The 13376-nt window shown below is 55.6% G+C and carries 12 protein-coding genes; all 12 read right to left on the bottom strand.

The window, feature by feature from the left end:
- Position 1: 1 nt before the first annotated feature.
- Entirely contained in the window at positions 2–826 is an 825-nt protein-coding gene (locus QWJ10_RS16260; protein ID WP_289928017.1) for a MetQ/NlpA family ABC transporter substrate-binding protein, read from the bottom strand.
- A gap of 62 nt (positions 827–888) precedes the next feature.
- Positions 889–2289: an LLM class flavin-dependent oxidoreductase gene (locus QWJ10_RS16255; RefSeq protein ID WP_289928015.1), complete on the bottom strand. Its 1401-nt coding sequence runs from the start codon at positions 2287–2289 to the stop codon at positions 889–891.
- Positions 2290–2296: 7 nt separating this feature from the next.
- Positions 2297–3499 (bottom strand): SfnB family sulfur acquisition oxidoreductase, encoded by a 1203-nt coding sequence (locus QWJ10_RS16250; protein ID WP_289928013.1) that lies wholly within the window; start codon positions 3497–3499, stop codon positions 2297–2299.
- Between the two features lie 3 nt (positions 3500–3502).
- Entirely contained in the window at positions 3503–4741 is a 1239-nt protein-coding gene (locus QWJ10_RS16245; protein ID WP_289928012.1) for an SfnB family sulfur acquisition oxidoreductase, read from the bottom strand.
- A 169-nt stretch (positions 4742–4910) separates the two neighbouring features.
- Entirely contained in the window at positions 4911–5747 is an 837-nt protein-coding gene (locus QWJ10_RS16240; protein WP_289928010.1) for an ABC transporter substrate-binding protein, read from the bottom strand.
- Between the two features lie 59 nt (positions 5748–5806).
- A complete protein-coding gene (gene fhuB / locus QWJ10_RS16235; protein WP_289928008.1) occupies positions 5807–7792 on the bottom strand; it encodes a Fe(3+)-hydroxamate ABC transporter permease FhuB in 1986 nt (661 codons plus the stop codon).
- 44 nt (positions 7793–7836) lie between these two features.
- Complete coding sequence (locus QWJ10_RS16230; RefSeq protein WP_289928006.1) at positions 7837–8607, bottom strand: ABC transporter ATP-binding protein; 771 nt, start codon at positions 8605–8607, stop codon at positions 7837–7839.
- Positions 8588–9364 carry a siderophore ferric iron reductase gene (locus tag QWJ10_RS16225; protein WP_289928005.1) on the bottom strand — a complete coding sequence of 259 codons (777 nt, stop codon included), beginning with the start codon at positions 9362–9364 and terminating at the stop codon, positions 8588–8590. The genes QWJ10_RS16230 and QWJ10_RS16225 overlap by 20 nt, the downstream gene beginning before the upstream one ends.
- 203 nt (positions 9365–9567) lie before the next feature.
- A complete protein-coding gene (locus QWJ10_RS16220) occupies positions 9568–10767 on the bottom strand; it encodes an MFS transporter (RefSeq protein ID WP_289928003.1) in 1200 nt (399 codons plus the stop codon).
- Positions 10768–11046: 279 nt separating this feature from the next.
- Positions 11047–11799: an L-cystine ABC transporter ATP-binding protein TcyN gene (gene tcyN, locus QWJ10_RS16215; RefSeq protein ID WP_289928001.1), complete on the bottom strand. Its 753-nt coding sequence runs from the start codon at positions 11797–11799 to the stop codon at positions 11047–11049.
- A gap of 3 nt (positions 11800–11802) precedes the next feature.
- Entirely contained in the window at positions 11803–12471 is a 669-nt protein-coding gene (gene tcyL, locus QWJ10_RS16210) for a cystine ABC transporter permease (protein WP_125888398.1), read from the bottom strand.
- Entirely contained in the window at positions 12468–13256 is a 789-nt protein-coding gene (gene tcyJ / locus QWJ10_RS16205; RefSeq protein WP_289927995.1) for a cystine ABC transporter substrate-binding protein, read from the bottom strand. Before tcyJ ends, tcyL begins: the two co-directional genes overlap by 4 nt.
- Positions 13257–13376: the final 120 nt, after the last annotated feature.

Genomic DNA, 13376 nt, shown 5'->3' with positions numbered 1-13376 from the left:
ATCAACTCCTCCAGCCGGTTTGGTAAAGGGTTCCATGTGCTTTGTCCAAGGCTGCACGCACAGCCGGGGAATGCTGATAGATATTGACGAACTTGCGCAGGCGTTCGTCGTTCTGCCGGTCAGGCCGAATGACGAACTGGATGACGTATTCAGGATGATCAAGCCCGTCAAAAAGCAGAGCTGAGTAGGGGTCGAAGGTATTGGCCAGACGGATGTAGGCCGGGTAGCCCTGGACCAGATCGACATCATCATAGGCGCGCACCAGTTGAACGGCTTCCAGCTCGATGATCTGTATATGCTTGGGATTGGTCAGGATGTCGGCTTGAGTCGCCTTGTATCCCACGCCGGGCTTCAAGGTGATCAGGCCCGCTTTTTCCAGTAGTTGTAAGCCACGTCCTCCATTGACAGGGTCATTGGCAATTGCCACACGGGCGCCGTCCGGCAAGTCTTCAAAGCGTTTGTACTCTTTCGAATACAGGCCTACGTTGTTGATGATGCCGGGGGCATAGGGAATCAGGTCATAACCACCTTCCTTTCGTGCATTTTCTAGAAACGGAATGTGCTGGAAGTAGTTCACGTCAATGTCCCCGTTAGCCAAGCTGACATTAGGGGCAATCCAGTCGGTAAACTCGACCAGCTCCACCTTCAACCCCTGCTTTTCCGCTTCAGCCACAGCTGCTTCCAGTGGAGGGGCAAAGGCTGCTGTCGTGCCGAGTTTCAGTGGCTCATTAGAGTCGGCCGCGTAGCTCATGCCTGCAGCGCCTAGCAGTGCTGCAAGGGCGAAGGTCTTTATCCAGCCACGGCCTGGGTTCAATCGGTGCAGCATATCGGTCATCCTGTTCAAGGTCATGGGAGGCGAGGCTGGAAGCGTTCCAGTAGTCGTTGAGATCAAATTGCAGTTCGTCTAGCCGTTTGGCTGGCCTGATGTGTCAGGTTTCGCCAATGTGTACCGGCATGGTCTGGTGGTAACCGAGCACCTTGGGCGAACAGCTTTTCACGCAGGGTGCCTGGCTCGTAGGCTGTCTTGTAGCGACCCCGTGCCTGCAACTCTGGAATTACTAAGTCGATAAAATCCGTATAGCTTTCCGGTGTAACGATGCGTGTCAGGTTGAACCCATCCAGCCCGGTTTCGTCGATCCATTGCTCCAGTGCATCGGCCACTTGGCTTGGCGAGCCAACAACAAGCGGGTATCGGCTGCCCAAGGCGTGCTGCTCAAGGAGCCTGCGCTTGGTCCAACCACTGTCCTTGGTGGTAAACGCCTTAACAACCGACTCGATAGCATTGGTCTTTTGATAACGGATAGGCTCATCAAGCCCATAGCCTGCGAAGTCGATACCCGTCGAGCTGGAAAAGTGAGCAAGGCCTGCTTCTGGATTGGCGTAGCGTAGATAGTCCGCATGCTTTTCACGGGCCTCAGCTTCAGTCGGCGCAACGATCACGCTCAACCCCATAAAGACTTTGATGGCGTCCGGCGTACGCCCGGCGGCTACTGCGCAGGCACGTGTTCGGTCAACCTGATGCCGGACCGCCTGAATATTCTGACCGCCAATGAAAACGCATTCCGCATGTTGCCCGGCGAAATGGACACCGCGCTCGGAGGATCCAGCCTGGTAAAGCAGCGGTGTGCGCTGTGGGGAGGGTTCGTTCAGGTGATAACCTTCAACGTCGTAGAACGCTCCGTGGTGTCTAACCTTGTGTACCTTATCCGGTCGTGCGTAGACACGGCCCAGGCGGTCAGCGATGACAGCATCATCTTCCCAGCTGCCTTCCCACAGTTGGTAAAGCACGCTTAGATATTCATCAGCCTGATCGTAGCGACGATCGTGCTCATGCTGAGCGGTAAGCCCCATCGCCCTGGCTGCGCTGTCCAGATAGCCCGTCACGATGTTCCAGCCGATACGGCCGGCCGTTAGGTGATCCAGCGTTGAGAACCGTCGAGCCAGCAGGTACGGATGTTCATAGGTGAGATTTGCAGTCACACCAAACCCAAGGTGCGTGGTATGGGACGCCATGGCAGAGACAAGAAGGAGAGGGTCGTTAACCGGAAGCTGGATGGCCTCCCTCGCCGTGAGGTCGATACCGCCACCGTACACGTCGTAGACCCCTACGATGTCAGCAAGGAATAAACCGTCGAATAAACCGTGCTCCAGCAGCTTAGCCAGCTCAGTCCAATAGCTCAGCGTCTTGTACTGGGTGGACGCATCCCGTGGATGCGTCCAGAGCCCATGGTTGATGTGCCCGACGCAATTCATGTTGAAGGCGTTTAGCCGAATCTGTTTCTTTGCCATGACAACCTCAGAGGTAGCTGCGTCGGGGCGGCAGGGTATCGTTCAGGTAGTAGTCGCCAATGGCGTGATATTTCCAGCGCACGGGGTCATGCAGGGTATGTACACGTGCATTACGCCAGTAACGATCAAGCCCATGCTCTGCCAGACTGGCCCTGGCACCACCCAGCTCAATGAGTTTATTACCAGCCAGTAGAGAGGCCTCTGTACTCAACGCACGCGCCTCAGCGATCGCAATGGAGGCGGCAGCTACGGTGTCTGCGGTCGGATCTTGCTGCGCCTTGTCGAGTGCCTCTCCAGCTCGCTCAAGCAGGGCCTCCGCGGCGGCGACACGTATGGCCAGCCGGCCTATGTCACTGATCGTCAGGGGGTCTTCAAAGGCATGTTCAACACCGGAATCGGGCCAGGGACGTGCCTGTTCACGGACAAAAAGAAGGGCATGCTCATAAGCACCTCGCGTAATGCCTGTATCGATCGCTGCGTGTAATAGCTGGGCAAAAGGGCCTACCGTAGTAGGGCGCTCGAATGCTGTCTGAAAGGGTACGACCTCGTCAGCCGTTACCGCGACATTATCCAGTACGACCGAGCCGCTGCCCGTTGTCCGCTGCCCAAAGCCAGACCAATCATCAATAACGGTTACGCCCTCACGGGTGCGCGGGATAAAGGCCAGCCGCTGCTTGCCTTCGTCATCCACAACCGAGGTGGGGATGCGCTGAGCATACAGTGCGCCGGTTGCATAGAACTTGCGCCCGTTGACCTTGAAACTGTCCCCGTCAGGGGTGAGACGGGTAGTGCGGTCCAGTACCGTCTTGGTGCCAATCTCGGCCAATGCATTGCCGTAGCGGGCGCCCGCCAGCACCTCGGTATACAGCTTGCGCTGCTGTTCAGCACTGCCATTTACCCGCAGCACTTCCAAGGCGTAGTAGTGATTTTGTGGTATCTGACCCAGGGAGCCATCCGCCGCAGCAATAATAGCGATGACCTTGGCAAGCGTTACGCTGGAGACTTCAGCACCTCCCAGCGCTTTGGGTACTGTAATGGCCCAGAGTCCGGACTGGGAGAACTGCTCCAATTCACTCCACGGCAGCGTCCGATGTTGATCCCGCTGGGCAGCGTCTTGCTTGAAAAGGGCAGCCAGCTCGGTGGCCATCCTTAATGCCTGTTCATCACTTTCGATCCGGTCGGCAATACCGTGCAGTACAGGTGCGTTCATGGGTCAGATCCAGGCGTGGCGGGCAGGGAATATACCGTTCAGGTGATAGTTGCCAATGGCATGTACCTTCCAGCGCACAGGGTCATGAAGGGTATGCGTCCGAGCGTTGCGCCAATGTCGGTCAAGGTTGAACTCGGCCAGCGTGGCTCGGCTACCAGCCAGCTCGAAGAGTTTTTCACTTGCGGCTAGCGCAATCTCGGAGGTCAGTACCTTGGCCTGGGCTACTGCGATCGAGGCTTGAGCCGCCTGCAATTCATCAACCGGCTGGTCTTTGAGAGAATCAAGCACTTCGGCTGCCTTTCGCAGTAGCGCTTCAGCTGCATGCAGTTCAACTTCCAGTCGTCCAACATCTGCAATCAGGTAGGGCTCGTTTCGTGCTTCAGTAATACCAGCCTTAGGCCAAGGTCTGGTTTTACCAACAACAAACCACTGTAAATCAGCCAGAGCAGACAGGGTTATGCCTGCATCGATGGCTGCATGGATCAGCTGCGCGTACGCACCTTGTAAGGAAGGCTTAGTGCTTACCAATCCGCTCGGAATAATGTCTTCTGCGGGGAGACGAACATTATTGAGAATGACTGTTCCGCTTGCTGTGGTGCGCTGTCCAAAGCCGGACCAGTCATCAATGATTCGAAGCCCCGGTGTTCCGCGCCGGACGAACGCCATGACTTGTCGTCCGGTTTCATCCAATGCCTTGACGGTTACCCAATGGGCAAACAGGGCACCCGTCGAATAAAACTTTTCGCCGTTCAAGCGGAAGTGATCACCTTCGGGTGTCTGGCGCGCTTTCAGGTCCAATGTATGTTTGCTGCCGCGCTCGGGGCCTGCATTGCCTATTCTCCAGCCAGCCAATACGCTTTCGAATAGACGCTGCTGTTGCTCGGCGGACGCTACGCTTCGAATGACATTGAGAATGCTGAAATGATTCTGGGGAATTTGAGCCAATGCTGGATCAGCCTTGGCAATGATCTTGAAGATTTCAGCGATCGTTACAAAGGAAACCTGAGGGCCTCCAAAGGCTCTGGGAACGAATACGCTACCCAGACCGCTGGTAGTAAAACGCTCGATTTCGGCCCAGGGAAGTTTGCGCTCCTGGTCACGCAGCGATGCTTCTTGCGCAGCGAAACGGGCTAGCTCATGAGCAGCAGCAATGGCTTCGGCGTCGGTAGTGAGAATACGGGCAGGGTAGACGGGTGGAGCTACATCCTGATCGTTATCAAGAAGGGTATCTGGCTTGAGCATACGGCCTCGCAATGAGCAATGCCGGCCAGATCCATAGCGGAGCCGGACCGACAGATGAAAAGTCAGTGCAGGTCCGGTGATCCGGTAAATAGACGTTAAAGGAATTTAAAAAGAGTTATAAATACTTTCTAGCTATAAGCTTAAAACGAGCTTAAGAGCAGAAAGCTCGTTACTCAGGCTGTAAGGTCAGGAGCGCGTCTACAAGCGACTCAGCCAGATATTCCACCGAGAAAACACCACCATAGGTCCAGGTTGAGCGGACCGTAGCGAATCGTCGTGCTTGCACGAAGGGCATCGCCTGCCAGAGGCGGGTAGGAAAGAGTTTGTCCTCCTGGGAGAACGGCTCGATATGGAGCACAGCGCCTTCACGTATTTTCCCCAACTCACTGATAGGTTTCTGTGTGATACCCCAGGCAGTGGCTGGCAATGGGTAGGCAGGCTGAAGATGCAATAGATCCATGGCATATTGAGGCATGGAATTGTCGCCATACACATAAGCTACCGCTGGCGTAGAAAAGCGAATCACCGTAACCTTGGGCGGTTCGCCATTGAAGTGCTCAAGCAGCCGCTGCCGTAGTTCAGCAATATGGCGATCCATTTCCGCCAAGCGCTGCTGTGCCTGATCGAGGCGATTAAACTGCCTGGCCAGTGTCAGATAATTTTGCCGTGCGGTTTCGTAATTGTTGTGATCCTGTCGATAGCTGTCGAATGACTCTACCGGGGCGATCCGCTCAAGCTTGTCACGTAGATCTTCAAGAGCCGGGCTGGAGATGATCAGGTCTGGCTTGAGTTCGGCCAAGAGCTCAAGATTGGGCTCGACACGGCTTCCGGCATTGAGAACCGATGACGGCAAAGCAGGGCGCACGACCCACACCTTGTAGTCATCGGCGTCCGCTACCGCCAAGGGCGTGATCCCCATTTCGACCAAGTGTTCAGCCGCTTCCCAGGTGAGCGCGACTACCCGCTGCGGTGTTTCGGCTGCGTGAGCGAGTGCAGAGCCGATCATCAAGAGTCCGGTTAGGACCCAACGGAGCAGGCTGGGACTGATTTTATGCTTAAGCAACCCTACGCGCCTCGCTGTCTGGCTAACAAAATAATGAAATAGACTCCACACAGAACGGACGCCACGATGCCTACCGGCATCTGGAGGGGATAGATCATGACTCGGCCTATCCAGTCAGCGACAAGCATCAATACGCTGCCCAGCGTGGCGGCGAGTAAGAGCTGAGGCAGGACTTTCCTGGCACCCAGGATGGCTGCAATATGCGGTGCCAGCAGGCCCAGAAAGGCGACCGGCCCCATTACGCTGGTCACGAGCGCGCACATCAGCGAAACCAGAACCAATAGCACGATACGTAGGCGCGTCAGATTCAGGCCGCGACCAAGGGCCACGCCGTCACCTATCGAAATCAGCGACAGGCCTCGATGGAACAATAGACTGACCCCTCCGATAAGCAGAACGCCTACACAAAGTCCGACAGACTGGCTGGCCGAAACCCGGTAGGTCGAACCTGCCAACCAGCCCATGATGGCGAAGGAGTCTGCTGTCCCCTTGGCCAGGGCAAATTGAAGGATGGCGTCCAGCAATGCCATCAGGGAGATGCCTACTAATGCCAGCATGCCCGGTGCATATTGGTGCCGGCGACCAAACAGAAGCAGCACAGCCAAGACCAGCATGCTCCCGGCAAAAGCCGCCAATGGCCCGCCTGCAGTCTGGATAGTTCCACCCATGACAAACGCACTTATGAGAAGGGCAAGCGTTGCCCCGGCGGAAAGGCCAAGAATGTCCGGACTCGCCAAAGGGTTGCGCAGCAGACGTTGAAGAATGACGCCTGCAATCGCCAGTCCGAATCCTGCCGAGGCGGCCGTTAGCGTCCGCGGCCAGCGAAAGGACCAGACGAGGGAGGAGGGCCAGTTCAACTGCCAGCCTTGGGCGCCCGGCGCTAGGCATAGGGTCAGTAATACAATCGCCAGGGCAATGCCCAGAATGAGTACCCAGCCTGATGTGGTAATTCTTCTGTCGCTATTGCCTGGGAGCGTCAGTCCACGCTGATCTTCTGCCGACATTTTGCGGCGCGAAAGCCATAAGAGTGCCGGTGCACCTATCAATGCGGCCGCGGCTCCGCTGGGAATCAGGTTGATCGTCCATTGACTAGCGAGCACAGCCAGTGCATCGGTTGTCAATAGTAGAACGGCTCCCAGCAGCGTGCTGTATAGCAGTTCATCAAAGGCGGTACGAGCGCCGAACAACCGCGCAAGATTAGGTGTGAGCAGACCAATGAATCCAATCAGGCCGACCGCGGTAATGGAAACGGATGTGAGCCACAGTGAGGCGAGAAACAGCATCAGCATAACCGGCCATAAACTCATGCCGCGTGCTTGTGCACCTTCACTGCCCAGGCGCAGCAGGGTCAACGGTCGCTGAGCAAAGGCCAGGACAAGCAGACCGACCGCCAGCTTGGGCAGCAGCCAGATGACCCATTGCCAGTCCATTTGCGCCAGATCGCCAGCCCCCCAGAGGAAGAGATTCCGGGCGTACTGATCGTTGAGCAATATGAGCCCCGAGGCCAGCGCTCCTAGAAGAAGATTCATGGCCATACCGGCCAAAACGATTGGAAGACCAGCAATACCAGATCGCCCTGCAATCAACAGGACAATGCCTACTGCAGCCATTGCGCCCAGTAGCGCGGCCCATTCACCGTGATCGGCAGCCAGGGTTGGTGCAATCAGCGTGGCACAAACCAGTCCCAACCATGCCCCTGAGGCCGACCCGATAGTCATGGGTGAAACTAGACGATTTTGCGTCAATTGCTGAAGAAGACTGCCTGATAAGCCCAACGCTGCCCCAACCAGAAGACCCATTACAACCCGTGGAAGCGCAGAGTCACGAAATCGCAGCAGCGTGAAATCTTGGCTGGAGGCATCGAACAAAGCATGCCACTGCTGACCTAACGACAGCGGTGAAGCGATCTGCAGGTGTATGAGCAGTACCAGAAGCAATGACAGTAGCGTGAGCGGATAACGCAGAAGACCTGGTGCAGTAGATAACATGGTTCTGGACGGGACACCCGTCCCGGTGCGTGTAACGTGCATCTTCAGGCGACAACCGCAATCTTGCGCTGCGCCGCAGGCTGCTCAATGAGTTGAATATCGATCTCGTACAGCTCGGATAGCAAACGACTGGATAACAAGGCCTGTGGCGTCCCGTCAAAGAACAGTCGACCCTGCTTGAGGGCAACGATACGGTCGGCATAACGTGTAGCCAGATTGATGTCGTGCAGAATGACGACAATTCCGCGTCCGGTCTTCTGGTTCAGCTCATGTAAAAGGCCCATCAGTTCATACTGATGAGAGAGGTCCAGGGCCGATGTGGGTTCATCCAGCAGAATCAGTGGCGATTCTTGGGCCAATAGCATCGCAATCCAGGCCCGTTGCCGTTCGCCACCGGAAAGGGTGTCGGTCAGGTGATCAGCATAATGCGCCACATCCGTTTGCTGCATGGCTCGCTCGATGATCGTCTGATCTTCACGCTGCCAGCGGCCTAACAGACCGCGCCAGGGAAAACGGCCCAGGCGCACCAGTTCACGTACTGTAAGCCCGGCGACTTCCGGCAACCGCTGAGGCAGAAAGGCAATCTGCCGCGCAAATTCGCGTTGGCTCAACCGTGCGATGGGCTGGTCGTCCAGCTCGATCCTGCCACTGTCGGGCATGGTCTGACGCGCCAGCAGGTTCATCAATGTCGACTTGCCGGAACCGTTATGCCCTAGAATGACTGTCAGCTCATTTCCGGCAAGCCGCAGCTGGTCCAGACTCAGAATGAGTCGTCCGCCGCGGTTGACGCGGATATCAGTGAGTTGCAGCTTCAAGGGTTAACTCCTGTCGTAAACGGGCAATGCGCTCTTCCTGCTTGAGCTTGGGGCAGGTGCTGCATAACTCGCCATCTGCGCGGCGGAAGTGTTGGCAGCAGACCTTGCGTCCAAGCGCCAGCCGCTCTTGTCCGTCGTCAAGCGCAATGCAGATCAGCTCGCTGTTGTCCTTGAGGCCCAGCGCCTCTAGCCACATACCTTCCAGCACACGCATACGGGTGTTGCATAGCGTTTCGCGCAGGTTGTTCTGCACATAGAGAAGGGCTGCCAGCACACAGTCTGCTGCCAGACGGCGGGCCATTTTCGGGTTGAGCTTGAAAACCGTGCCGGCTTCTTCCAGCTGCCGTTCGCAAAGGTTCTGTAATTGCTTGGCGGCGACACGAATCAACGTGTCCTGGTCGGCGATATAGGGACAATGATCATGCAGGTAAAACCCTGCCACGAACCCGTGGTGCACGCGCTGGGCAAACTGATCGAGAGAAGGAACACATCGACCGAGGTGGACACCCAGAATCGTCAGGTAGATCGGCTGCCAGACCATGAGCGTCCAGCTACGCGCTGACCAGTAATGGGGGCCGGCCTCCGGATGGGCCTGCTGCCAATGGTCATAAAGCGCTGCAATGCGCACATGGTTTTCGGCACTGCCGCAGGCGAGGTCATCCGGGCCTGCAGGGCCTATCGTTCCCTTGAGCCCTAAATAGGAAAGGGCGGAAAGATCCAGCAGGCGGGTAAGATCGGTCTTTACCTGAATCGTCATACGTCGGACCCAGAACGAGGTTGAATGTCATCTCCCCAACGTCTGGTTCGGCCGTTCGAGAGGACATGCTCGGAAATGCCGATTTAAACACTTAAATACAAATGCATCAAATTATCATTAGCAATCCAGGTGTCACATTTCGCTAGATTGCGATGAGCGGAACAGGGTGAGCGGTGGCAGAGGGTTGCCACCGCCTCAACCATTTACGCCTTGACTGCTGTTGTAGCCTTGTTGGGCGCTTTAACCAGTAGCGGAAAGAGAACCGCCGTGAGCAGCAGGCCGACTGCGCCTACCCAGAACGGCGTAGAAAGCGTGAAATGGCTGACGAGAAGCCCAGCGCCATAGGATGAACACATGACACCCAGACTTTGGAAAAAATTGACCTTGCTGAAGTCCACAGCATACGCCTCGGGCTTGCTCATCTCGAACATGAGCGCATCCAGGCGCACCGTGACCTGATACAAGGCCCAGCCGAACAGTAAACGACCTCCTAGGATGGCCACTTCGTTTTCAAAGCCCTGAATGAAAATACCGCAGACGCCAAGCAGCAGGGCGGACAGAATACCTTCCCAGGCATGGCCTTGTTGGCTGGCTCGCTTGCTCCACCAGAGTGCGACTAGCGCCACAGCGCCTGGCAGCGAATAGACGAAGCCGGTGACGAGCTCATTTTCCAGAGCGGAAACCTCTTGCCAGTAAACCGAGAAGAACGGTCGAATGACATAGGCACTGAAGTAGAACAGCAACATGATCAGACAGAGCTTGTAAATGATCAGGTGGCTACCCGGTTTGGCAATAGGCGCCTCGGTTGCAGACTGTTCTGGGGTTTCGCTGGAGGCTGGAGCTTCTCCCGAAGCGGGAGGCTTGTCTCGCATCAGACGCATACAGATTGCCATCTGGATGAAGTCGCCCAGCGCCATGATCAGGAACACTTCGCCCATTTCCAGCGCCTGGAGAACCAGCCCGCCCACAGCTGCGCCAAAGATGGCTCCGAAATGCACCACAACCGACAATGTGCCAATGGTTCGCGTGTGGCTTTCCTTGGCTTCCAGACTCATCACATAGGGATACATCAAGAGATAGCTGCCCTTGAAGACCACCATGCCTAGCGAGACAACCCAGAACAAGGGCAGGGAGTCGATGGTATAGCAGCATACGCTGAGCAGCCCCGCAGCCAGCTGTGTCCAGATCAGGATCCGGATAGGATGCACGCGCTTGGCCAGTTTGGCCCAGAGAGGAAAGGCAAACATGACAACAACGCAAATAGCAGCCAGGTAGGCACCGACCTGCTCGGGACGAGGGTCGTCAAAACGGCTAGCAAAGTATTGCGGATAAAAGGGAATGAGCATGTTATCGCCAATAACTGCCAGGGCCGTCATGGCAATGAGGCAAAAACGTAAATTCATAGCGAACGGGCTCAGCCAGCTGAAAAGGCCGCAAATCATGCATGCGGATCAACAAGAAAGCGACTGTTTGATTATGCGTATTCTTTGCATTCTCGATTACAAGCCGTTACAAGCATCGAAAGCGATATAGTCATGAATTAAATATGTCTATCGTTTAAATGCACTGACTAGCTCGGAGCAGCGCCAAGTGATCTCGGGCCACCTCGGTTAATAGGCTGTTCCAGCTGTTAACCGAGGTGGCCCGACAAGCAGTGACCAACAGGCCATGAAGGTCAGTATCTAACCTTCATGGCTTCTGAACTTGCTCAAGAACCGTTGCGTCCGTTCTTCCTGGGGACTGGCAAACAGCGCCTTAGCTTCTCCTTGTTCAACGATCACGCCCTGATCGACAAACAGCACGCGATGCGCCACGTCACGGGCAAAGCTCATCTCGTGCGTCACGATCACCATGGTCCGCTGCTCATCGGCCAAGTCACGAATGACTGTCAGCACCTCACCGACCAGCTCAGGATCAAGGGCTGACGTGGGCTCATCGAAGAGAATAACGTCGGGCTGCATCGCCAGCGCACGGGCAATGGCAACGCGCTGCTGCTGTCCGCCGGATAGCCGTCTGGGATACGCATCTTCCTTGCCCGCCAGGCCTACTTTCGCCAGTAATGCCCGGCCCCGGGCTTCGGCGGATTCCCTGGCCTCCCGTTTGACCACAATCGGCCCTTCGATCACGTTTTCCAGAGCCGTACGATGAGGAAACAGGTTGAAGTTCTGAAACACGAAGCCGGCGCGTTGGCGGAGCACCCGAATCTGGCTCTGCTGCGAGTTCAGGTTCTGACTTGCATCAATAGCGATATCCGCAACGCGGATACGGCCTTTATCGGGCGTTTCAAGAAGATTCAGGCAACGAAGCAGGGTGGTCTTGCCGGAGCCACTGGGGCCAATAATGGCAACGACTTCGCCCGCTGCTACATCCAGATTGATCCCCTTGAGCACCGGCTGGCCATTGAATGACTTGGTCAGGTTACGTACTTCAATCATGACTCAACGCTCCTGATCATGCCGGTTTACCCGATTTTCCAGCGTGTTCTGTAACGCCGCCAAGGTGCTGGCCAGAACCCAGTAGATCAATGCTGCCGTTAGATACATGCTGAAGATTTCAAAGGTACGCGCCGTAATGAGCTGCGCTTGGCGAAACATCTCTGGGACCTGAATGGTAGCCGCAAGAGAGGTATCTTTTACCAGCGAAATGAAGCTGTTACCTAAAGGTGGGAGCGCCGTACGGGCTGCTTGAGGAAGGATGGTCCTACGCAGTGTCTGTGCCCGTGTCATGCCGATGCTGGCAGCCGCCTCCCATTGTCCTCGGTCAATCGAGGCAATGGCTGCCCTCAGAATTTCACAGATGTAAGCGGCCATATTCAGCGAAAAACCCACGAGCGCAGCGGGCAGAGGATCTAGCTGAATGCCCAGCTCAGGCAAGCCGTAATAGATCATGAACAGCTGCACAAGCAGTGGGGTGCCTCGAAAGAAAGACACGTATACCCGCGCTACTGCGCGCACTATCATGTTTTGACTAAGCCGCATCAGTGCCAGAAAGAATCCTAGCACCAGCCCGAAAAACATGCCGCCCAGACTGAGTAGTACAGTCCAGACGGCACCTTTGAGTAGAAACGGAAGCGAATCCAGTATCAGTTGAAGGCTGGATTCGCTCATTGAGTGACGTCAGCCTTGAACCACTTCTGTGAGAGCTTGGCCAGCGTGCCATCAGCTTTCATCTTGGCAATGGCCTGGTCGATGGCGGCATGGAATTCGGGATTTCCCTTGCGCTCGGCCACGCCCGACTCCTGACGATTGAACGGTTCGCCTACTGGTACAAACTGGTTATCGGTTTTGGCAGCCATTTCAAAGGCGGCCAGTCGGTCTACCAGAACGGCATCGATCCGACCTACACGCAGGTCCTGAAACTTGGTTGGGTCGTCTTCATAAGTGCGAACATCAGCCTGTGGTACGTTTTCCTTGAGCCATTGCTCATAATTGGTACCAAGACCAACACCCACCTTCTTGTTGGCCAAGTCTTCCGGCTTCTTGATGGTGTCCTGCTCGTTCTTGCGAGTCATTGCCTGGACACCGGAGACCGTATAGGGCGTCGAAAAATCATATTTTTTCTTGCGCTCTTCGCTAATGGTGACCTGATTGATCACCACATCCAGACGCCTGGAATCCAACGCGGCCAATAAACCATCCCATTTGCCCGGCTGGATTTTTGGCTGTACGCCCATTTCCTTGGCCAGCGCCTGGGCAAACTCGACTTCAAAACCGGTCAGCTTGCCGTTTTCATCCTGGTAACTGAAAGGAGGGTAAGTACCCTCAAGCCCAATCACCAGCGTACCGCGCTGCTTGACTTCCTTTAACAGGTCTTCTGCATGGGCATTAACGAAGATACCGAGTGCCAGAGCCAGGCTTACAAACGTGAAATAACGACGCAGAGCGGTTCTCATGTTCTTATTCCATAATGTAAGGATCTAGAACTATAAGATTACACAAGTGGGCTAATAAAATAGCTTCCGGCGCTATAGATATAGCAAAAAGCTTTAATCAGGAGATTAGCGTGCGGCTGA

The sequence above is a fragment of the Pseudomonas sp. WAC2 genome (genome assembly GCF_030403525.1).
Lineage (GTDB): Bacteria > Pseudomonadota > Gammaproteobacteria > Pseudomonadales > Pseudomonadaceae > Chryseomonas > Chryseomonas luteola.
The sequence above is the reverse complement of the archived record's forward strand: the minus strand, read 5'-3'. Positions and strand labels throughout refer to the sequence as shown.

Coding starts and splice junctions, on each gene's coding strand:
- QWJ10_RS16260 (WP_289928017.1), bottom strand. CDS start 826: ATGCTGCACCGATTGAACCCAGGCCGTGGCTGGATAAAGACCTTCGCC.
- QWJ10_RS16255 (WP_289928015.1), bottom strand. CDS start 2,289: ATGGCAAAGAAACAGATTCGGCTAAACGCCTTCAACATGAATTGCGTC.
- QWJ10_RS16250 (WP_289928013.1), bottom strand. CDS start 3,499: ATGAACGCACCTGTACTGCACGGTATTGCCGACCGGATCGAAAGTGAT.
- QWJ10_RS16245 (WP_289928012.1), bottom strand. CDS start 4,741: ATGCTCAAGCCAGATACCCTTCTTGATAACGATCAGGATGTAGCTCCA.
- QWJ10_RS16240 (WP_289928010.1), bottom strand. CDS start 5,747: ATGATCGGCTCTGCACTCGCTCACGCAGCCGAAACACCGCAGCGGGTA.
- fhuB (WP_289928008.1), bottom strand. CDS start 7,792: ATGTTATCTACTGCACCAGGTCTTCTGCGTTATCCGCTCACGCTACTG.
- QWJ10_RS16225 (WP_289928005.1), bottom strand. CDS start 9,364: ATGACGATTCAGGTAAAGACCGATCTTACCCGCCTGCTGGATCTTTCC.
- QWJ10_RS16220 (WP_289928003.1), bottom strand. CDS start 10,767: ATGAATTTACGTTTTTGCCTCATTGCCATGACGGCCCTGGCAGTTATT.
- tcyN (WP_289928001.1), bottom strand. CDS start 11,799: ATGATTGAAGTACGTAACCTGACCAAGTCATTCAATGGCCAGCCGGTG.
- tcyL (WP_125888398.1), bottom strand. CDS start 12,471: ATGAGCGAATCCAGCCTTCAACTGATACTGGATTCGCTTCCGTTTCTA.
- tcyJ (WP_289927995.1), bottom strand. CDS start 13,256: ATGAGAACCGCTCTGCGTCGTTATTTCACGTTTGTAAGCCTGGCTCTG.